This is a genomic window from Serratia sp. PL7, from assembly GCF_945957435.1.
Map to the genome: position 1 here is coordinate 140837 of NZ_CAMFLB010000010.1, position 19973 is coordinate 160809.

The 19973-nt window shown below is 53.8% G+C and carries 25 protein-coding genes; 18 read left to right on the top strand and 7 right to left on the bottom strand.

Annotated elements, in window-relative coordinates:
- Positions 1-48 precede the first annotated feature (48 nt).
- Complete coding sequence (locus tag N6G83_RS31175; RefSeq protein WP_024528695.1) at positions 49-540, top strand: DUF2501 domain-containing protein; 492 nt, start codon at positions 49-51, stop codon at positions 538-540.
- A gap of 51 nt (positions 541-591) precedes the next feature.
- The gene (locus N6G83_RS31180; protein ID WP_024528694.1) at positions 592-852 is read left to right on the top strand and encodes a DUF333 domain-containing protein; all 261 of its coding nucleotides are present in this window, start codon (positions 592-594) and stop codon (positions 850-852) included.
- A 15-nt stretch (positions 853-867) separates the two neighbouring features.
- On the opposite strand, the gene N6G83_RS31185 is transcribed toward N6G83_RS31180, so the two are convergent.
- Positions 868-1473, bottom strand: coding sequence for a hypothetical protein (locus tag N6G83_RS31185; RefSeq protein WP_211136014.1), 606 nt, complete (start codon positions 1471-1473; stop codon positions 868-870).
- Positions 1474-1688: 215 nt separating this feature from the next.
- Between N6G83_RS31185 and N6G83_RS31190 the strand changes: the two genes are divergently transcribed.
- Positions 1689-2471, top strand: a complete 783-nt coding sequence (locus N6G83_RS31190) for a DeoR/GlpR family DNA-binding transcription regulator (protein ID WP_065683883.1) — start codon at positions 1689-1691, stop codon at positions 2469-2471.
- Positions 2472-2473: 2 nt separating this feature from the next.
- The gene (locus tag N6G83_RS31195; protein WP_211136019.1) at positions 2474-2857 is read left to right on the top strand and encodes a VOC family protein; all 384 of its coding nucleotides are present in this window, start codon (positions 2474-2476) and stop codon (positions 2855-2857) included.
- On the opposite strand, the gene N6G83_RS31200 is transcribed toward N6G83_RS31195, so the two are convergent.
- On the bottom strand, positions 2858-3766 hold the full coding sequence (locus N6G83_RS31200; protein WP_065683885.1) for a LysR family transcriptional regulator: 909 nt from the start codon (positions 3764-3766) through the stop codon (positions 2858-2860).
- 125 nt (positions 3767-3891) lie between these two features.
- Here N6G83_RS31200 and N6G83_RS31205 point away from each other — a divergent pair, with 125 nt between their 5' ends.
- The 3 genes from N6G83_RS31205 (at position 3892) to N6G83_RS31215 (ending at position 5914) form a co-directional block, all read left to right on the top strand.
- A complete protein-coding gene (locus N6G83_RS31205; protein WP_024483887.1) occupies positions 3892-4779 on the top strand; it encodes a pirin family protein in 888 nt (295 codons plus the stop codon).
- A gap of 75 nt (positions 4780-4854) precedes the next feature.
- Positions 4855-5481, top strand: coding sequence for an isochorismate family cysteine hydrolase YcaC (ycaC, locus tag N6G83_RS31210; protein ID WP_065683886.1), 627 nt, complete (start codon positions 4855-4857; stop codon positions 5479-5481).
- 178 nt (positions 5482-5659) lie between these two features.
- Positions 5660-5914 carry a hypothetical protein gene (locus N6G83_RS31215; RefSeq protein WP_024528687.1) on the top strand — a complete coding sequence of 85 codons (255 nt, stop codon included), beginning with the start codon at positions 5660-5662 and terminating at the stop codon, positions 5912-5914.
- 54 nt (positions 5915-5968) lie between these two features.
- Here N6G83_RS31215 and N6G83_RS31220 read toward each other — a convergent pair whose 3' ends face one another.
- Both N6G83_RS31220 and N6G83_RS31225 read right to left on the bottom strand, forming a co-directional pair.
- Positions 5969-6697, bottom strand: a complete 729-nt coding sequence (locus N6G83_RS31220; RefSeq protein WP_074030739.1) for a DUF2076 domain-containing protein — start codon at positions 6695-6697, stop codon at positions 5969-5971.
- A gap of 184 nt (positions 6698-6881) precedes the next feature.
- Positions 6882-7667, bottom strand: coding sequence for a helix-turn-helix transcriptional regulator (locus N6G83_RS31225; RefSeq protein WP_024528685.1), 786 nt, complete (start codon positions 7665-7667; stop codon positions 6882-6884).
- A 119-nt stretch (positions 7668-7786) separates the two neighbouring features.
- On the opposite strand from N6G83_RS31225, the gene N6G83_RS31230 reads away from it, so the two are divergent.
- A complete protein-coding gene (locus tag N6G83_RS31230) occupies positions 7787-8557 on the top strand; it encodes a class I SAM-dependent methyltransferase (RefSeq protein WP_074030742.1) in 771 nt (256 codons plus the stop codon).
- A gap of 42 nt (positions 8558-8599) precedes the next feature.
- Here the strand turns inward: N6G83_RS31230 and aqpZ are convergent, their stop codons facing one another.
- Positions 8600-9295, bottom strand: a complete 696-nt coding sequence (gene aqpZ, locus N6G83_RS31235) for an aquaporin Z (RefSeq protein WP_024528683.1) — start codon at positions 9293-9295, stop codon at positions 8600-8602.
- Between the two features lie 425 nt (positions 9296-9720).
- On the opposite strand from aqpZ, the gene N6G83_RS31240 reads away from it, so the two are divergent.
- The 3 genes from N6G83_RS31240 (at position 9721) to N6G83_RS31250 (ending at position 12491) form a co-directional block, all read left to right on the top strand.
- The gene (locus N6G83_RS31240) at positions 9721-11082 is read left to right on the top strand and encodes an esterase-like activity of phytase family protein (protein WP_211136013.1); all 1362 of its coding nucleotides are present in this window, start codon (positions 9721-9723) and stop codon (positions 11080-11082) included.
- A gap of 335 nt (positions 11083-11417) precedes the next feature.
- Positions 11418-11699 (top strand): DUF1471 domain-containing protein, encoded by a 282-nt coding sequence (locus N6G83_RS31245; protein ID WP_074030744.1) that lies wholly within the window; start codon positions 11418-11420, stop codon positions 11697-11699.
- 234 nt (positions 11700-11933) lie between these two features.
- Positions 11934-12491 (top strand): class I SAM-dependent methyltransferase, encoded by a 558-nt coding sequence (locus N6G83_RS31250; protein WP_024528680.1) that lies wholly within the window; start codon positions 11934-11936, stop codon positions 12489-12491.
- Here N6G83_RS31250 and N6G83_RS31255 read toward each other — a convergent pair whose 3' ends face one another.
- Positions 12492-12953: a GNAT family N-acetyltransferase gene (locus tag N6G83_RS31255; RefSeq protein WP_211136012.1), complete on the bottom strand. Its 462-nt coding sequence runs from the start codon at positions 12951-12953 to the stop codon at positions 12492-12494.
- A gap of 219 nt (positions 12954-13172) precedes the next feature.
- Between N6G83_RS31255 and N6G83_RS31260 the strand changes: the two genes are divergently transcribed.
- Both N6G83_RS31260 and aroL read left to right on the top strand, forming a co-directional pair.
- The gene (locus N6G83_RS31260; RefSeq protein WP_248006649.1) at positions 13173-13502 is read left to right on the top strand and encodes a GNAT family N-acetyltransferase; all 330 of its coding nucleotides are present in this window, start codon (positions 13173-13175) and stop codon (positions 13500-13502) included.
- Between the two features lie 308 nt (positions 13503-13810).
- Positions 13811-14335, top strand: a complete 525-nt coding sequence (gene aroL, locus N6G83_RS31265; protein ID WP_024528677.1) for a shikimate kinase AroL — start codon at positions 13811-13813, stop codon at positions 14333-14335.
- Between the two features lie 107 nt (positions 14336-14442).
- On the opposite strand, the gene N6G83_RS31270 is transcribed toward aroL, so the two are convergent.
- Positions 14443-15162, bottom strand: coding sequence for an AraC family transcriptional regulator (locus N6G83_RS31270; protein ID WP_409529729.1), 720 nt, complete (start codon positions 15160-15162; stop codon positions 14443-14445).
- A gap of 101 nt (positions 15163-15263) precedes the next feature.
- On the opposite strand from N6G83_RS31270, the gene N6G83_RS31275 reads away from it, so the two are divergent.
- The 5 genes from N6G83_RS31275 (at position 15264) to N6G83_RS31295 (ending at position 19858) form a co-directional block, all read left to right on the top strand.
- Positions 15264-15653 carry a nuclear transport factor 2 family protein gene (locus N6G83_RS31275; RefSeq protein ID WP_211136011.1) on the top strand — a complete coding sequence of 130 codons (390 nt, stop codon included), beginning with the start codon at positions 15264-15266 and terminating at the stop codon, positions 15651-15653.
- Positions 15654-15711: 58 nt separating this feature from the next.
- Positions 15712-15906, top strand: coding sequence for a YaiA family protein (locus N6G83_RS31280; RefSeq protein WP_199061333.1), 195 nt, complete (start codon positions 15712-15714; stop codon positions 15904-15906).
- 406 nt (positions 15907-16312) lie between these two features.
- The gene (locus tag N6G83_RS31285; protein WP_024528674.1) at positions 16313-17086 is read left to right on the top strand and encodes an IclR family transcriptional regulator; all 774 of its coding nucleotides are present in this window, start codon (positions 16313-16315) and stop codon (positions 17084-17086) included.
- 213 nt (positions 17087-17299) lie between these two features.
- Positions 17300-18868 (top strand): OPT/YSL family transporter, encoded by a 1569-nt coding sequence (locus tag N6G83_RS31290; RefSeq protein ID WP_021805522.1) that lies wholly within the window; start codon positions 17300-17302, stop codon positions 18866-18868.
- Between the two features lie 60 nt (positions 18869-18928).
- Entirely contained in the window at positions 18929-19858 is a 930-nt protein-coding gene (locus N6G83_RS31295) for a DUF1177 domain-containing protein (protein ID WP_098928462.1), read from the top strand.
- Positions 19859-19973: the final 115 nt, after the last annotated feature.

Genomic DNA, 19973 nt, shown 5'->3' on the forward strand with positions numbered 1-19973 from the left:
CGGATTAATTACGCCGTCATTTTGAAGTTAAACAGGAGCCTTACCGTTATGAATACCAAACATCGCTTATTGTTGGCCCTGAGCTTGACCACGGTAATGGCTGTGGGCAGCGCCCAGGCAGCCGGGTTGATGGACTCCCTCAGCAGTGCTGCCACAGAACTGAGCAAATCGGGTGGCAGCACCAGCAACGGTGGCATGTCGCTGTCTTCGCTTAGCGGATTACTCAACGGCGGTGATAAAGCGTTGAGCTCCTCCAGCATGACCAACGCCGCAGGGATCTTGCAATACTGCGTGCAGAATAACGTCCTGTCGGCGAACGGCACCGAAGCGGTGAAAGACCAACTGCTGAATAAACTGGGCATCACCAGCACGGCCAATGCCAACAGTGAAGATTATCAGCAAGGACTGGGTGGCCTGCTGAATACCGGCAAGGGCAACACGCTGGATCTGAATAGCCTTGGCACCTCGCAAATTACCGAGAAGGTGAAGCAGAAAGCCTGCGATCTGGTGCTGAAACAGGGCATGTCCTTTATTTCCTGATCCCTTTGGGGGAGCGATGCTCCCGCTCAATTCACGGTGAAGATAATCTCAATGACCAAGATCCTGATGCTTTCTCTTTTCGCTAGTGTGGCTTTGTTACAGGGGTGTACGGCGAAAACCAATGATGATGCGCCTGTGCCGCCGAAGGTAATTGGCATGGCGAATCCGGCAGATGTGTATTGCGGCCAGATTGGCGGCAAGCTTAACCCCAAGCAGAATGCTCAGGGGCAGTATTCCACCTGTACCTTGCCTGATGGGCAAGAGATTGAAAGTTGGGAGCTGTTCCGCCGCGACCATCCGGCGAAAAAATAACCCGGTAGGACGGTGCTAGAACTCTCTATCACTTATCGGATGATATTGGCCTGGCCCTTCCTCTGAAAAGGTCAATGGCAGCCTGCCATCGGGCCGATCTGCCACCGAGAGGGCCGTACGGAAGCTACAACCGCTGTGGATGTTTTTCACCTTCATCACATAGCGGCCGTTGGGCTCCAGCTTGATATTGAAACTGCTGGCGGCGGGGAGGAACACCTCGGCCAGCAGTTGCTTGGTGGCGTTCTCCAGTTTGACCAATACGGCAAATTTATTGTGCTGATTATCCAGCGCCAACGTCTGCAATTTGCTGCCTGCTTGCCAATCTGGCTCATGCAGATAACCTGCCGAAGCGGGCCATGGGCTGCCCTGATTATCTGGCAACGACCCAACGCAGTGTTGGCGTGCTTCCCGTAACGGGGCTTCTCGTTGGATCACGTAATTCTGTGGCGCGGCAAGGGTAAAACTCTCCTCCTGTACTCCTTCACTCAAGTGGCGCTTAGCCAGCAAAACCCCGGCAGCAAGCAGCATAAAGAAGATCAACAGGGTCAGCCGATTGCGGAAGAACGGTGCCAATAGCCTGCCCGGTAGTTGAAACAGCCAGCTTGCAACTCTCAATAGCATTGTTTTTCCTTTATGGCCGCCTGTCTTTCCAGCCGCAACTTGCCTTTCAATGGGTGTTTAATCAGAGCGTTACGTCCGCGTTAACGTAACTTTTTCCAGTATAGCCAACATCCTGACGGCGAAAATCGCCAAAAGCGCTTTTTATAGAAAACCATTGTACGTTTGTGTTTGTTTGTATACATTTGTGTTCATTGTGACTTCGCTGGACCTTCAGAATGTCAAAATTGCTGCCCAATGAGCGCCACCAGGCCATCCTTGCCACCTTGCAACAGCAGGGGCGAGTGCTGGCGATCGAAATGGCGGCGCAGCTGCATACCACCGAGGCCACCATCCGCCGCGATCTGCGCCAACTGGCGGCGCAAAACCTGTGCAAACGGATCTATGGTGGGGCGTTGGCGCTCACGCCTGCCGGTGGCTACATGGCCGAGCGGGTTGAGATAAGTGGCGATGAAAAACAGCGGCTGGCTCAGGCAGCCTTGCCCCTGATCCAGACCGGGCAGGTGATCTTTCTTGATGCGGGAAGCACCTACCTTTATCTGGCCGATCTGCTGCCCCGCGATCGGCAACTCACCGTGGTGACCAATGCGCTAAGCGTGGCCAGCCGCCTGCTGGAACGCCCCGGGATCCGTACTATTTTGATAGGCGGTGAGGTAGATGCAGAAATCGGCGGCAGCGTCGATGCCAAGGCATTGGCCGAGATTGCCTCGTTTCGTTTCGATATCGCCTTTACCGGCGTCTGTGCTTACGATCCCGACAGTGGCTTTACCGCGCTGCGCTATCAGGAGGCGCAGTTCAAGAAGCAGATGCTGGCACGCGCTGGCAACGTCGCGGTGCTGTGTACCCGTGACAAGTTCAATACCTACGCGCCTTATACGCTACTGCCCGCCAGCCAGGTCGATTATCTGGTGATTGCCCGTGGCGGCCATGCGCAACTCGAACAGCAGGTCACTCTCAGCGGTGGCAGCGTGCTGTATATTCCCGCAGATGATGGAGAGTGATGATGAAAATCGCCCATGTTGCCCTATGGACAGAGGATATTGAGGCTCAGGTCGGCTTCTGGCAGCGCTATTTCAATGGCGTAGCGGGGGAGGAGTATGTAAGCAAGAATCGCCCAGGCTTTATCTCGCGTTTTGTTCAACTGGCGGATGGCCCCGCGTTGGAGATCATGTGCGTTCCTGGCCTGTTGCCGGGGGCGAAAGGGGAGGAACGCGTGGGTTGGGCCCATATTGCGCTGTCGCTCGGCAGCGAGGCGTTGGTGGACGAACTGGCACAGCGGGCCAAGCAAGAGGGGATTTTACAGGCGGCACCACGCTGGACCGGTGATGGCTTTTATGAGGCCATCATTCGCGATCCAGACGGCAACGCGATCGAAATCACCGCCTGATCACGCTTCCTCCAGGGCGGCGAACTGCTGAGCCAGAAAATCGATCAGTAGCCGTACCGCTGGCAGCATGCCACGGCGTGAGGGATAGACAATATGGATCACGCCGCCCTGAGGTTGCCAGCCGGGCAACAGTTGCACCAGATCGCCCCGCAGGATCTCGTCGTGCATCATCATGGTCGGCAGTTGAACGATACCGGCCCCGGCAATTGCCGCGGTACGCAGCATCAGCATGTCGTCGGTGACCAGTCTGGGTTGATGCTCCCACTGGAACGTCTGCCCCTCCGGGCCGCTGAGTTGCCATTGATGCTGTGTTCTGGCCGGGCCGAGATCGAGCGTTGGGTAGTTCTGCAACCCTGCGGGTGAATCGATAGCGCCGATGGTGCGTACCAATGCCGGGCTGGCTGCGATGCACCAGCTGCGCTGAGCCAGGATTTTCAATACCAGGTCGCTGTCTTCTAACGGCGGTGGCCTGACGCGAACCGCCAGATCCAACCCTTCACCCACCACATCGACCCGGCGGTTGGTCGCCTCCAGATGCACCGTCACTCGTGGATAATCCGCCATAAACCTGGCCACCATGCTACCGATACGCGTATGCAACATCGCCACCGGGCAAGACATGCGTACCGTGCCGCAAGGCTCCGCCCGGGTCTGTTCGATCGCCTGCTGTGCCGCTTCGGCCTCAACCAGCATCGCCTTGCAGTGCACATAATAGCTTTGCCCTAAATCGGTCACCGAGAAACGCCGGGTTGAACGCTGGATCAGGCGTACGCCGAGCCGTTCTTCCAACTGCGCCACGCGGCGGCTGAGCTTCGATTTGGGAATGCCCAACGCACGCCCTGCCGGGGCAAATCCCTGATGGTCTACCACGCTGGCGAAGAAATACAGATCGTTCAGGTCTGTCTGCATCGGTTCCCCTATTGTTCTATTTATAGAACACTGAGTGTATATCTTGCCGACTACTGCGGCAAATCGCCTTGGACTAAACTTCTGTCATCAACGTTAGGCCGCGAGGCCTGCAACAGGAGTTTAAGATGAAAAAGATCCTTGGTGTTTATAACAGCCCGGAAGCTCACTGGGTCGGCAACGGTTTCCTGGTGAACTCCCTGTTCTCATATAACGAACTGGGTGCAGAGATGAGCCCGTTCCTGCTGCTGGATCACGCTGCGCCAACCAAATTCCGCTCGCACAGTGGCCGACGTGGCGTGGGGCAGCATCCCCATCGCGGGTTTGAAACGGTCACCATCGTCTATCAGGGCGAAGTAGAGCATCGCGATTCCACCGGCAGCGGAGGGGTGATCGGCCCTGGCGATGTGCAGTGGATGACGGCAGCGTCGGGCATCTTGCACGAAGAGTTTCATTCCAAAGACTTTTCGCAGAAAGGGGGCACCATAGAAATGGTGCAACTTTGGGTCAACCTGCCAGCCAAAGACAAAATGGCGGCACCGGGTTACCAGACTTTGCTGAACCAGGATATTCCTGTCGTGCCTCTGGCAGATAACGCCGGGCAGGTCAGGGTGATTGCCGGCAACTACGGCGGTCATGCTGGCCCAGCGCGTACCTTCAGCCCGATCAACGTGTGGGATATGAAGTTGAACGCCGGGCATACCACCACCTTGCAGGTGGAGGAAGGGCATACGCTGGCCGTGGTCATGCTGCATGGGGCGATTCTGGTCAACGGCGAGCAGATTGTGCGGGAAACGCAAATGGTGCTGCTGGATCGCGCTGGCGACTCAATCACCCTTGAGGCAAATGGTGACGTCAGCTTGCTGGTGCTGAGTGGTGAACCTATCGATGAGCCCATCGTCGGTTACGGCCCCTTCGTGATGAACAGCGAGGCGGAGATCCAACAGGCTTTCCGTGATTTCAACAGCGGTCAGTTTGGCGCGATGCCGCTGACTACCGCAGGCAGCAATCAATAACCTCTGTGTCCCGGTACGGAAAATGTTCTCCGTATCGGGCACCTACTTAACTTACTCTTAGGAAGGAGTTGTAACATGACAGCAAATTACAAGCGTCTCGATAAAGACCAGGCCGCCGTGCTGCTGGTAGATCATCAAGCTGGGCTGCTATCACTGGTACGCGATATCGATCCCGATCGTTTCAAGAACAACGTATTGGCTCTGGGTGACCTGGCGAAATACTTCAATCTGCCGACAATCCTGACCACCAGTTTTGAAACTGGCCCCAATGGTCCTTTGGTGCCCGAGTTAAAGGCCCAGTTCCCAGATGCGCCTTATATTGCACGCCCTGGTCAGATTAACGCCTGGGACAATGAAGACTTCGTTAAGGCGGTTAAAGCCACTGGTCGCAAACAGCTGATCATCGCTGGCGTGGTGACGGAGGTCTGCGTGGCGTTCCCGGCATTGTCGGCACTGGCTGAAGGTTTTGAGGTCTTTGTGGTGACTGATGCCTCCGGTACCTTTAACGAGTTGACGCGGCAATCCGCATGGAGCCGCATGGAAGCCGAAGGGGCGCAGTTAATGACCTGGTTCGGCGTGGCTTGCGAATTGCACCGTGATTGGCGTAATGATATCGAAGGCTTGGGGACGCTGTTTGCCAACCATATTCCAGATTATCGCAACCTGATGACCAGCTACAGTGCGCTGACCTCAGGCAAGTGATCGGTGGGGTGCAGTTGCCACGCTGCACCCTGTTCCAATAAAACTTTTCCCCAATCCCATCCCCTCTCTTTGCTCAACGGGCAACGTATTGAGATTTACGCTTCTTTACTGAGAAAACGATTGAAAATTCAGCGGTATTTCCACATATAATGGAGTGTTAATTTCACAAGGAGCGCGTATGGGAATCAGTGAAGAAGAAGCACTCCGTCGGTTGAGTCTAGAAAAAAATGCCGTCGGCAATTCGGCGAAATGGGTGGCGATTGTTTCAGCCGCTTACTTTGCTCTGATGGTGCTTTATGGTCATCCCACCGGCGTATTGGCCATGTCCGGCGCCATTTTTGTCGTTTCAACCACCATCTGGCTCAAGAAACGCCAGAAAGTCAAAGCCTACCGTCAGGTTCTGGCCAAGATCGGTACAGATGAAACGCCCTAGTGTCATTTGATGGGGGGAGAAAACCCTCCCCGCATGGAGAGGGCTGGTCAGTCGTCAGATAAACGAGTCGTCGTCGCTGTAGTCATCAGAGGAGAAGTCATCGTTCTGATAATCCGCCTGCTGTAACCCATTATCCTGGTTGATAAAACGATCGTCGCCGTTATTGAAGGTGTCAAGATTGTTTGACGCGGAAAAACTCCCCATAGTGCCGTCATCAACGGGGGGGTTATTGATGATGTTGACGATCTCTTCCGGTTGCGAATGCCGGAACATCCCGGTCAACATATCGGCTAGCACGACCCCTCCGGCAACCCCTGCCGCCGTTTGCAAGGCTCCACCAAGAAAACCACCGGCCCGGGAAGGGGTGGCCTGCTGAGGTTGAGCATAGTTTGGCTGTTGCGGCGTATATCCTGCTTGCGGTTGACCGTTCCAAGCGGCGTTATTCTGCTGCTGTGCCTGATATTGTTCCTGTGGGCTTGGCGCATTGCGGTTGCCAGCGCCAAACAGCCCGGCAAGAAATCCCCCGCTGCTCTGCTGGCTATTGGCCGTTTTCTGTAGCTGTGTAACCTGGTTTTCCAGCTGTTTTACCTGCTGGTCAAGCCGTTTCAGCGCGGCTTCCTGAATGATCATGGCCTGCGCCATATAGTAAGGTGCCGAGGGTTGCTCGCGGATATGCTGGTTGATCTGCTGTTCTGCCTGAATATCCCTTTGGCCGGTTTGGGTCTGGGCCTCTTTCAGGCGGCTGAACAAACCATCGATAAGTTGTTGTTCTTCGGATCGCATAGGATGACCTCAATAGCAGTACAGGATGCTAGTGATTACCCTAGCGCGTTTACCCGGCGCGATAAATAAATGGCAGGTAAACCTATCTGCGATTGATGGCAAAGTTGAATGGCTACACGGGCACCGCATGCAGCACTCTCTTCGTGGTGATCCGGTTGATGTTTTGTCAGCAACTGCAATACCGCTAGCGCAACGGCATTAGCATGACCAATTTCAACCCGCTGTGCTCCGCCGGGTAGAACGTTACTTGCTGAAAATGCAGCTCCCCCTGCTGTGGGTGGCTGAAGGTACGTTCGCCGCCTTCACGAGCCATTACGTCCTGCTGTTTCCACCAATGATGAAAAGCGTCGCTGTTGTGGGTCATATTGCGCACAAAGGCACGTATCTCTTCCGTTCCCTGATGATGGCTGGTTTCTGCACGAAACTCGGCCACCACTCGTCGAGCCCGATTTTCCCAGTCACTGACCAGCACTTTCGCCTGAGGGTGAAAAAACATGAAGTGCAGCAGGTTGGGGGTTTTTGCCTGCTTAAGCCAATCGCAGAACAGCTCCTCCGCCTGTGGGTTCCAGGCCACCATATTCCAGGTGAGATCGAGCAGATAACAGGGCACGGTCATTTGATGCACGCTTTGCAGTACGGCGGCATTAATCGTTTCCTGCGGCTGTTCTTTTTCAGGATCGGCGATATGCGCCAGGGTGAACAGGTAATGACGTTCGGCATGGCCCAACCGTAACGCCGTGGCGATGCGTGCCAACGTATAGGGGGAAATCGACACCTCGCGTCCCTGTTCTATCCAGGTATACCAGGTGGCGCTGATGCCACTGATTTGTGCCAGCTCTTCACGGCGTAAACCACTGGTGCGGCGACGTGTGGCGGTGGGCAGGCCCAGCATTTCTGGAGTGACCCGCTCGCGGTGCGCACGTAAAAAGGCACCAAGGGCTTTCTGGCTGGAAATTGCGTCTGATTCCATTAGGGTGGTACCTGTTTATACTAGGATAACGGCTCATATTGTACCCGTATAGCTGCTTGATTATAGTCATTACCAGCCATCTCGGCACCGGCGTAAGCCAGATAATAATGGGAGCAGCTATGAGCATCAGCAACAGCCATAAAAATGCGGTCGACCGCCAGTTTGGCGAACAGGCCAATGCCTACCTGACCAGTGCGGTACATGCGCAAGGGAAAGACCTGCAACGCCTGGCCAAGCTGTTGGCAGGGAGTACCGATGCCCGCTTGCTCGATCTGGGGTGTGGGGCAGGACATGCCAGCTTTACCGCTGCGGCCCATGTGGCGCAGGTGGTGGCGTACGATCTGTCGGCGCAGATGCTGACGGTGGTCGGCAACGCGGCACAGGAAAAGGGATTGGCGAATATTCAGGTGCAGCAGGGCGTGGCGGAGTACTTACCCTTTGATGACGCCAGCTTTGACGTGGTGATCAGCCGCTACTCGGCACACCATTGGCACGATGTGGGTCGGGCATTGCGTGAAGTTAAACGGGTATTGAAACCCGGCGGGCGAGCCATCTTTATGGATGTGGTTTCCCCTGGGCATCCGTTATTGGATATCTATCTGCAAACGGTCGAAGTGCTACGGGATACTTCGCACGTGCGCAACTATGCACCGGGTGAGTGGCTGAGCATGTTTACTGAATCTGGGTTGCTGGTGCGGGAAGTCACGGCCGATCGTCTTGATTTGGAGTTCAGCAGTTGGGTGGCCCGGATGCGTACGCCTGAGCATTTTGTCACGGCGATCCGTGCGTTACAGCAGGGGGTAGCAGAAGATGTTCGCCAACACTTTGCCATTCAGGCCGATGGCTCATTTACCAGTGACATCATGATGTTTGAAGCGGTGAAAGGTTAATATTTCAGGGCAGCCGTTGCGGGCTGCCCTGAAAATCCATACTTACTTCTTGTCTTCCAACAGGCAACGGTAGATCAAGCCACCGATAACACCGCCGATCAGCGGTACCAGCCAGAATACCCACAGCTGTTGCAACGCCCAGGTCCCCTGGAAGATTGCCACGGCGGTACTACGTGCCGGGTTAACTGAGGTATTGGTAACGGGAATACTGATCAGGTGGATCAGCGTCAACGCCAGGCCGATGGCCAAAGGCGCGAAGCCTGCCGGTGCGCGTTTATCGGTCACACCATGGATAACGATCAGGAAGAACGCAGTCAGTACTAATTCAATAACGATGGCGGCCTGCAAAGAATAGCCACCCGGTGAATGCTCACCGTAGCCGTTAGAAGCAAAACCGCTGGTAGTTGCATCAAAGCCGGTTTTACCGCTGGCAACTAAATAAAGTACCGCGGCGGCGGCAATACCACCAATCACCTGGGCAACCACATAGGGAATAACATCTTTGGCAGGGAAACGGCCGCCTGCAAATAATCCCATTGTGACCGCTGGGTTAAAGTGCCCACCAGAAATATGGCCGACAGCGTAGGCCATGGTGACCACGGTAAGGCCGAATGCTAAAGCAACACCAGCAAAACCAATACCTAATTGAGGAAAGGCTGCGGCCAGCACTGCGCTACCACAACCACCGAACACCAACCAAAAAGTACCGAAAAATTCGGCAAAAAGTCGCTTTGACATAGACTCCATCCTGCTGGGGGAACAAACTAACGGGCGTTAGCACTAAAACTATAGAGCACCTTTTTAATATTGTAGTGGTCTAAAACATAAATTTTCGTGCACACCTTCGATTACGGCCGGTATTAAAGCCCTATCTTTTTATTTTGTCTATGTGAAAGCGAATATTTTAAGAAATTATCTTATTTTTTGCTGTTTTTTTATCTTGTGGATGGGTAATTTTCCTATTTTATATAGGATTAATTCTGTGTTTTATTTTTATCGTGGGTAAATTCTTATTTTTCAATTGGTTTTTATCACTCAATAATGAAGGGCTGATTGTTTATTTCTATTTGTTATCGGTTGTTTTAGACTTGATCGTCATAAAACTGTCATTGTTGGTGGTTAGGCTCTCAGGCTGTTACTTTCCCTTACAAAGAGTTAATGCTATGAGAATCAAACCGCTTGGCGTGTTGTTGGCCTCTGTCTTACCGCTGTTGTCCTATGCTGCCGATATTGGCGTTGCTCGTTACAACGTCAGCTTTCCTGACGGCGATCGGGTGGGTTATTCCGGCGCTTTTGCCAGCCAGTTTCCCAATGGGCTACCGGTAGGGATTGGTTCCGGGCTGGTATTTAATGGCCGGGAAGGGGGGGATCTACTGCTGACCACCGTGACCGATCGTGGCCCGAACGCTGATGCGCCAGCAGTCGGCAAACAGGAGGCCAAGATTTTTGCCAACCCGGCTTTTGTACCCTTATTGATGGAAATCCGTATTGGTGGCGGTAAGGCCATTGCCACCCAAGCCCGTCCTTTGCACGATGATAACGGCCCTATTAGCGGCTTGCCGTTGCCTGGCAACCTGATTGGCTCAACCAATGAAGTGGCATTGACGGATACGCTCAAGCCGCTGGCGAGTGACAAACGCGGGTTGGATACCGAGGGGATCACGCCAGATGGTAAAGGAGGCTATTGGCTATGTGACGAATATGGCCCCTTCCTGATCCATATCGATGGCCAGGGTAAAATTCTGGCGAAATATGGCCCAACACCATTAGCGGGGGAGCAGGCGGTTGCCAGCGGCCTGCCGAACATCATTAAATGGCGTCAACCGAACCGGGGTTTTGAAGGCGTAACCCGGTTACCGGATGGGCGGATCCTGGCCGCGGTGCAGAGCACGCTGGATATCGATGGCAAGAGCAAAAACCAGGCGCAGTTTACCCGTTTGGTCAGCTTTGATCCTGCCAGTGGCAAAACGGCCATGTATGGTTATCCGATCGATATCGCCCGTTACCAGAAAGCCAAAGATGCCAAGATTGGCGATATCGTGGCGGTCGATAATCAACATATCCTGCTGATCGAACAGGGCAGTGACAAAGACAAGCAAATGATGAACAAGATCTATTTGGTTGATCTTAGCCAGGCCAGCGATCTGACGTCGTTCGATGGCCAGGGCAAGGCGTTGGAATTTGCTGATACCAGCGAACTGGCCAAGCGTGGGGTGAAGCTGGCCCAGAAACGTGAAGTGGTCGATCTGCGTAAACTGGGTTGGCAGCAGGAGAAGGTGGAAGGATTGGCGCTGATCGACAATCGCACACTGGCGGTGATTAACGACAACGACTTTGGTTTGCAGGCCAAGCTGGTCAACGCTGAGCCTGAAGGGAAGAAGATTGGCGACTATCAGCTGGATCAGCAAGGGAAGCTGAGTTTGGCAGGTAAACCGGTAAACACGACGATTGAATTGCGGCCATTGGTACAGCCAGAGTCCTTGAGCGAACTGTGGGTGCTGACCCTGCCAGAACCATTGCGCTGAACAGGTGCAGTAAGTTGATAGAAGAATGTCTGCCGGATAATTGGGCCAGGTTTGGCCCAATTATCCGTTGAGCGGGGGCAGGGAGAAGGAAAATTGCTTTAAAATAAACCGGGTTATCTCAGTTGACTAAATATAATTATTAATTTTTTCAAATAGAGCGTAAAATTTGCGCTATAAATAAAGTTATGCGCTATCAGGAAATACCCACTCTCACTTTCTCCTTATTTTGCTCACAATGATTGAGCTTCTTTACATTGGATGACGTCTGTTTTCAATGGTTAACTCATAATTAACCTCACTGAGAACGAGTTCAAATGAAAATAACGGAGTCAATCATGAAACTATTACCATGCATCGCAGCAGCACTGATCGCCACCGCTTCATTCTCCACCATGGCCGCAACCATGGGCGCCAAACAGGTTGATAGCGCTCAAGCCAGCAGCATGCAGAGCATCGGCACGGTGTCGGTTTCCGGTATCAGCGGCTCACCGGATGACGCTATCCATGCGCTGAAACAAAAAGCGACTGCAGACGGCGGATCGCACTATCGAATCATTGGCCTGGATAATCCAGGGGATTCCAGCGACTGGCGCGGTACTGCGGAAGTTTATCGCTAATTAATCAACGATAAATAGCTGAGTGGCCAATGAGGTTGGCCAATATAATAGACGGCTGCGGATAATAATCTGTCCAATATTTTGTTGGTTGATTATTATCGCAGCCTTTTTGGCTTTTATTTTATGATGCCTGGTTGCATTTGATTACAACTATCAGGACCGTTTTCGGAATGGGGTTAATGAAACCTTAAGAAATTCAGTCCACATTGGGGAACTCATACGATGGAGGCCTCAATGTTAAATGCGACACGGCTGCAACTAAAGCATCACTTCTCCTACCTTCACCAGTTTATGGCCTCCCCCCGAACCGTGGGCACATTGGCACCTTCCTCTCAATGGCTCTGCCAGGCGATGCTGCAACAAATCGAGTGGACGCAAGCCTTGACGGTGGCCGAGCTAGGGGCGGCGGACGGTGTGCTGACCAAACGGATCCTGGGCCGCCTGCGGGCCGATGCTCAACTGGATGCCTATGAAATTCAAACCAGCTTCGTCCATAAGCTGCAACAGATTGATGATAGCCGCCTGCGGGTGATGGCCTATTCGGCGGAAAGGCTGGAGCGCGATTACGACGTTATTTTTTCCTGCTTGCCGCTGCTGTCGATCCCGCTCAGGATAAGAGTGCGTATCTTGCAGCAGGCGCAGCAGCGTTTACGAGCCAATAACGGCACGTTAGTGCTGTTCCAATACAGTCATCTCTCGGAAAAGCTGCTCTCGCGCTATTTTCACTGGCAGCGGCGGTTAGAGGTGCGTAACTTCCCCCCTGCGCTGGTGTATGTGTGTACCCCGCGCTGATCACAGCCGCTTTTCCATCACCACCACTTCGTCGTCATATTGCTGGCGGCGTTCAATAGTTTGCCAGCCCCAACCGGCGTACAACGCCTCGCTGTGATCGGTGATCAGATGCAGAACGGGATGGCTGCGTTGTTGTGCCGCGCTGACGATCGCCTGCTCCAGGCGCTGGGCAATACCCTGCCGACGATGATCCGGGTGTACAAAGACGCCGGCCAGCCAGGGGGAGAGATCCCTACGATGATGATCGTCACTCGGCCACAGGCTGGCCATCCCCAATGGGCGCTCGCCATCAATCAGCAGCAGCGTCAGGAAATCTTCGCTGGGTTTACTGCACAAAGCAAAGCGTTGGCGGGTTCGTTCCAGCGTACCGCCGCGTTGTGAGCCCCATTGGCCAAATGCCCAAGCGGCACAGACATCGGCAAAGTGTGGGTAGTCTGTCAGCGTAACGATCTGTTGAGCCATTTTTATCCCCCGGTGTTGTGATACCAATTTAGCCTGCAAGGCCGCAGCGTGGCGACTGCTTTTGGTTTTTTATCTGCTGAGGTTGTTCAGGGCGTATCTTCGGTGTTGATTGAATATTTAAATGAGAGTAATTATCATATAGCACTTTGTGGCGCTATTGGTGATTTCTGCCTGCGGCAAAATCTGTTTAAATAGCCGGCCGCTAACCAGGAGCCAGACATGAGCCTGAAGCTACGCTTGGCACAACCGCAGGATATCCCGCAGTTGGTCGCGGTTGAACGTTCCGCCGCCCAGCTGTTTCGCCAGCAGCCAGAGTTACAGTTTATTGCCGAAGGTGAGGTGATGAGCCCGCGGCAGCACGTCGATTTTATCGAGCAGCAGCAGGAGTGGGTGATGGCTAGCCCAACTGAGCAGATCGCCGGTTTTATCGCGGTGCAGCCCTTTGCGCACAGCTGGCATATCGCCGAGCTTTCGGTTGCGGCCGATTGGCAGCGGCAAGGCGTGGGCAAGCGCCTGATCGAAGAGATTAGCGGGCTGGCCTTGCGCTAAGGTATCCAACGGTTAACGCTAACGACGTTCGTGCAAGTGGCATGGAATGCACCTTATTACCAGCGCCTTGGCTTTCGTACCATTCCTGTCGCACGGTTGGATGCGTATTTACAGCATCTTCTGGCGCAGGAGGTAGAACATGGGTTTGCTGCCAATAGCCGCTGTGCTATGGAATTTACACTATCGTAAAGATTGAAATACAGATTCAGGGCGGTATGATGCAGTTACAACGCCAACGCTCGATCGACCTGCGGGCAGGTTCGCAGGCAATCTAATGCATTCAGTCACCGCAAAAGGGACAACCCGTAATGACACAAGCCATTTTTATGGTAGGAGCTCGTGGAGCAGGTAAAACCACGGTCGGCAGTGCATTGGCGCAGGCGCTGGGCTATCGGTTTATCGATACCGATCTGTTTATGCAGCAGACCACGCAAATGAGCGTAGCGGAAATGGTCGCACAGGTGGGTTGGCAGGGATTTCGCCAGCGCGAAACCCAGACCTTGCAAGCGGTAACCCAACCGTCAACCATAGTTGCCACCGGCGGCGGGGCGATCCTGGCCGAAGAGAACCGGCGTTTTATGCGTCAGCATGGCACGGTGCTCTATCTACGTGCCCCAGCCAGCGTATTGGCGCAACGGCTGGCAGAGTTTCCGGAAGAGGGGCAGCGCCCAACGCTCACTGGCCGTCCCATTGCCGAAGAAATGCTGGAAGTATTGGCGGTACGTGAGGCTCTCTATCAGGAGGCTGCGCACCATGTTATGGATGGCACCGCTAATCCCCAGCAGGTAGTCGAGCAAATCTTGGCGGTCTTGCAAGGCGAGGCGGTAAAGTAATTTCCCAGGCCACATCTTGTGCCACGATATCACTGACCAATCCCAACCCACTCGCTATGTGCTGTAGGGGCGCCGCATGCTGCGCCCGCTTAGCCGCAGCCGATTAACTAAGTAAAATAAAGCCCTGGCGTTATGCCAAATCGCTGACGGAAGGCGGCAATATAGGCGCTGACGTTCTCATAGCCACATTCGTTGGCTACGTTAGCAACGGGCATACCGGCCGATAGCGCCTCCAACGAACGGATCACCCTGGCTTGTTGACGCCAGCGGGAAAAACTCATGCCGGTTTCCTGCATAAAGCGTCGGCTAAGGGTGCGGGGGCTTAAGCCCGCCCATGCAGCCCATTCACCTTGTTGGCGATCATTGGCGGGATCGTTCAATAAGCCATAGGCAATTCTCAGCAACCGGGCATCTTGTGGCAGCGGTAGTTGCAGCGGTTCGGCCTCCTCGCTTCGCATCTCATCGAGCAGAACCTCCACCAAACGTTGTTGCGCCATGTCGAGCGGCGCAGAAAACTGTGCAACGCGTTCAACTAGCGCCGAGCTTAAGGCGTTGGCGGCGGTCAGGCGTGGCGTTGCCGCCAATGTGTTGCAGCAGGTCTCGGGTAAATAAAGGATCCAGCCGATCACCTTGCCGCAGGCCAGTGCCTGATGAGGGCAGTGGGGCGGAAGCCAGCCAAGGTTACCGGCAGTCATTGCCCACTGCTGCCCCGCGGTTTCTAACATCATCATGCCGTGGGTCAACAGATAGACCTGCCCCTGTTGATGCTGATGCCAAGGCGTCAGGTGTTTTTTAGCGTGCAACAAACGTTCGCTGTGCAGTTTCATCAGGTTGGCCGATTAGCGTTATTGAATATCTTGATACGGTTATTATGCCATTGCTGATTGCCTTTATGCTCTTTGGACGCTATCACACCGGAGAGAACAGCATGATTCACCAAACTCTTGTCCTTACGGCTTTACAGCAAATTGTAGCTAATCCTGAACACCAGCCCGAGCTGATTGCCAATCTGTTCAGCCGCCACTATCACCAGACGGTGGATGGTCATACGCTAGATTACCCGCAGTTTATCCAGCATATGGCCTTGCTTAAACAGATCACCTGCAGCATGCAGCTTCAGATCCTCGCCATCGCCGCCGCCGGGGAAAATGTCTTCACCCATCATTGGGTGAATGTTGAGAAACGTGATGGCAGCCAGAGCCAGATCAGGGTGTTAGCTCATTTCATCGTGCGTGATGGCCAGATCCAATCCTGTGTTGAGTTGACACAGTTGCTGGCCGGTGAACACCAGGACCGGGATTTGGGGTCGCGCCGATAACTGGCATTTCAGGGGGGTTGTCTATACTTAACAACAGGTCATCACATTGGAGAGCACTATGCCGAGTAAACCTCCCTACCCGAGAACGGCGCGTATCAAGGCCGTAGATAAGGGCGAAGTGGGCAATCAGGTTCGTTGGTATGAGCTACGGGCCGATCACCCGAAACCCGATACGCTGATCAGCGAGCACGAAACCGAGCGGGAAGCGTTAGACGCCAAGCGGCGTTACGAGGATGAAAGCCTGGGTGAATAGCCTGTGGTGTAACAACAAGTGGCCGGTATAAACCGGCTTCATTTTTTCAACTGCGTTGTGCTATCCCCGATCGGTTTTTCCCCGCATTTGGTTCCATCTCCATCATTCTGTCCGAGACTTTTCTCGCCATTTATATCTTGCGCCATCTTTTAATAGCGGTATCAACCGCGCTGACGACTTAGCGAATATTGGTAGCTTATGCTGATATTGACGCTGAAAGACGGACATATGCCAATTATCTCGGAAAATGACTTTGCTATCTGTGCAGTATTCTCAATGTTAAAGCATCATTCGCTGTAATTTCGCTGTGTGATAAAAATAAACTGCTTGACGATAAGTGGAATGGGTTTTAGGTTTCTAAATATTGATTGGGAACTAGGTTCCATATAGTGGAACAAGGCGAGCCATGACTACCTTGGAAAATGCTGCTGCGGTATTAAAACTATTTTCTCAACGGCAGATAACGCATGGCCAAGGGGGGATTTCTTTTACTGATGTCGTCGAAAGGTTGAGGCTGCCAAAAAGTACCGTATCGCGCCTGCTACAAACGATGGAAAGCCAGGGGCTGTTAGAGCGGGACCCGCAAAGCCGTCAGTACCATATTGGCTATCTGCTGCTTGGGGTAGCTAGCCATTATCTTTCCACTCCGTTGGTGGAAAGTGCCACGGCGGCGATGATGCAGCTTAATCAGTTAACCTTCTGTACCGGCTATATATCGGTGTTGGAGGGGCGGGAGAATTGGGTTATGCGTACGCTGCCTGGCCGCCATTTTTTGCAGGTGGTGACACCGGTGGGGGCCAGTTCGCCAGCGGCAGAAACTTCTGTAGGGCGCGCGATACTTGCGCGCGAGAGTGATGAGCAGGTGCGTGAGCGCTTTGCTGCGGGCTACCAGGTTGCTTCGGCAAACTCTCCAAAAACGCTGGAGGCGTTGCTGCAAAAGTTGGCAACCATCAGGCAGCAGGGCTGGTCATTGGCCCGTAACGAAACGCTGCCTGGTATCAGTTCATTGGCAACCTCGGTGATGAATAAACACCGCAGTGAGACGGTGGGGTTATGTCTCTCATTCCCCTCACAGACCGAGGACCAGCCTTATCCTCCCCAGGTGCTTGAGGCATTAATGACGGTTTCCCGGCAACTGGCGGAAAAACTTGGTGATGATTATTGGCAACAGATCAAATAGCTCACCGTAAACTGGCTTTATTAGCGCGCCAATACCAGGGCATTTCGCTGATGAGTTAATAGCAGAGACAGTCTTTCTGCCATTAATGTGGCCAAGGTAGGCACTAAATAATCTATTTCACTGTATAGAGTTTCGAATAATGGAACTCTATCGGCAATCTATGTCGGAAATATTATTTTTGCCATTTAGCAGGGATATTCATAGGGTGGATTTATGAAACCAGATATAACGAGTAATCCATTGAAAGATATCGGTACGTTACTGGTGATGGTGCTGCTATCCGTCGTCGGGGCGATAATTGGCGTACAGTTGATCACCACCTTGGGTGTGACGCCTAATACTTCGATTATCGGTGCGCTGATCGCCATGCTGCTGGCCCGGATCCCGCTGCGCATGTTCCAACGCTATCGTTCTATACACACTCAGAATCTGGCCCAAACGGTAATATCCTCAGCCACTTTCGGGGCGGCCAATAGCCTGCTGATGCCGATTGCCGTGCCTTATGTCATGGGGCAACCGCAATTGATCCTGCCGATGTTTTGCGGCGTAGCGGCGGCGATGCTGCTGGATGCTTACCTGCTGTACCGGATGTTTGACACTAAAGTGTTCCCGGCGGCGAATGCCTGGCCCCCGGGAGTCGCGGCGGCGGAGGCTATCAAGGCCGGTGACCGTGGTGGTAAACAGGCCTGGTTGCTGGTTGTCGGCGTTGTTGTGGGGATTGCAGGCTCGATGTTGAAGATCCCCATGGCGGCCTTCGGTACTGCATTTATTGGCAATATCTGGGCGCTGAGCATGTTCGGTGTTGGCCTGTTGCTGCGTGCTTATGGCCAGCCGCTGACCGGTGTCGACATCAATGCGCACTATATTCCGCATGGCGTGATGGTCGGTGCCGGGCTGGTGGCATTGATCCAGGTGGTGCAGGTGATCCGCAACAAAAATCAAAGTTCGACATCGACCTATACCCAACCTGACAGTGAAGTACGCAAAGCCTTGGGTCTGGGGGCTGTCGGATATGTCGTGATTGCCGGGATGCTGGCTTTGGGGGGCGGGCTATACAGCGAAATGTCGCTGACCATGCTGGTGCTGTTTGTCATCTATGCCGCGTTTGCTGCCTTTGTACATGAATTGATCGTCGGCATTGCGGCGATGCATTCCGGCTGGTTTCCGGCATTTGCAGTGGCGCTGATCACGCTGATCGTTGGGATCATGCTTGGTTTCCCTCCTCTGGCGCTGTGCATTCTCACCGGCTTTACCGCAGCGACCGGGCCGGCGTTTGCCGATATGGGCTTTGATCTGAAAGCCGGTTTTATCCTGCGGGGTTACGGTAAGGATTTACAGCAGGAACTGCTGGGGCGGCGTATTCAGCTGATTGCCGCCATGATTGCTTTTGTGATCGCCATTCCCGTGGTTTATCTCTCTTACACCAGCTATTTCCTGCAGGAGTTGATCCCACCGGTGGCCCGGGTATACGCCAAAACCATTGAGGCAGGAGCCCAGCCCGGTATTGCGTCCAGCCTGCTGATTTGGGCCATACCAGGCGCGATAGTGCAGTTTATTGGGGGGCCTAAACGCCAGCTCGGCGTGCTACTTGCGACAGGTTTGCTGATTAATAACGCCTTGGCAGGATGGGCGGTGCTTGCCGGTATCGCGCTGCGCATTCTGATCATCAAACGCTGGGGGGATAAAGGCCGCGCGCCGATGGAGATCATGGCTGCCGGGTTTATTGCCGGTGACGCGCTATACAACTTCTTCAACTCGATCTTTTCCAGCAAGGGAAAATAACGCCGTGCCTGCAATTGCGGGAGGCATAAACCTATCAGGCAACATTTGCGAGGGATTAACATGAGTTTGCAACAAACGCTGCAGGTCTTTGAGCTGATTGATAATGCCTATGTCAAAGGGCAGGACGTGGTCGATCTGTTTGCCCACTACCCGTCGGTCAAGGCCAGCACTCATCGTGTCAGCGGTGAGAAGGGCACCACGGATTTTGTCCGCATCGAGATCCCTGGCAGTGCAGGCAAGCAATCCGGTGGTGATGCGCCAACGTTGGGAATTATTGGCCGGTTGGGCGGCATTGGAGCTCGCCCCACGCGCATAGGATTGGTGTCAGACGGTGACGGGGCGATTGCGGCGATCGCCAGTGCGCTAAAGCTGGCAGAAATGCAGCGCAAAGGTGACGTTCTGCCTGGTGATGTGGTGATCACTACGCATATTTGCCCGAACGCACCCACTCGCCCACACGATCCGGTCGATTTTATGGATTCACCCATCGATGACGTCACGATGAATGATAACGAAGTGGTGCCGCAAGCCGATGCCATTTTGTCGATCGATACCACCAAGGGCAATCGCATTATCAACCACAAGGGCTATGCGCTGTCACCGACGGTGAAACAGGGCTACATCCTGCGGGTGTCGGAAGACCTTTTGCGTATCATGGAAATGACCAGTGGCCGCCCGGCAGTGACCTTCCCGATCACCATGCAGGACATTACGCCCTATGGTAATGGTGTTCATCATCTCAACAGTATCCTGCAACCTTCAACCGCTACGGCAGCGCCAGTGGTCGGTGTGGCAATCTGTACTGAGTCGGTGGTGCCGGGCTGTGGCACCGGTGCCAGCCATGAAGTGGATATCGCGCTGGCGGTGAAATTTGCCGTGGAAGTGGCCAAAGAGTTTGGGCGCGGTACCTGCAGCTTCTACGATCCTGCTGAATATGACCGTCTGCTGGCGCTTTATGGCAGCCTGAGCCATTTTCAACAGCGGAAATAACCGTGATGCCTGTCAGATTGAATGAGCAATAGAACGCCGAACCTTGGTCACCGAACCCATTGTTTGATCCCGCTCATGTTTTGCCGTGCGTAACGATCGCATTTCGCATCAAAAA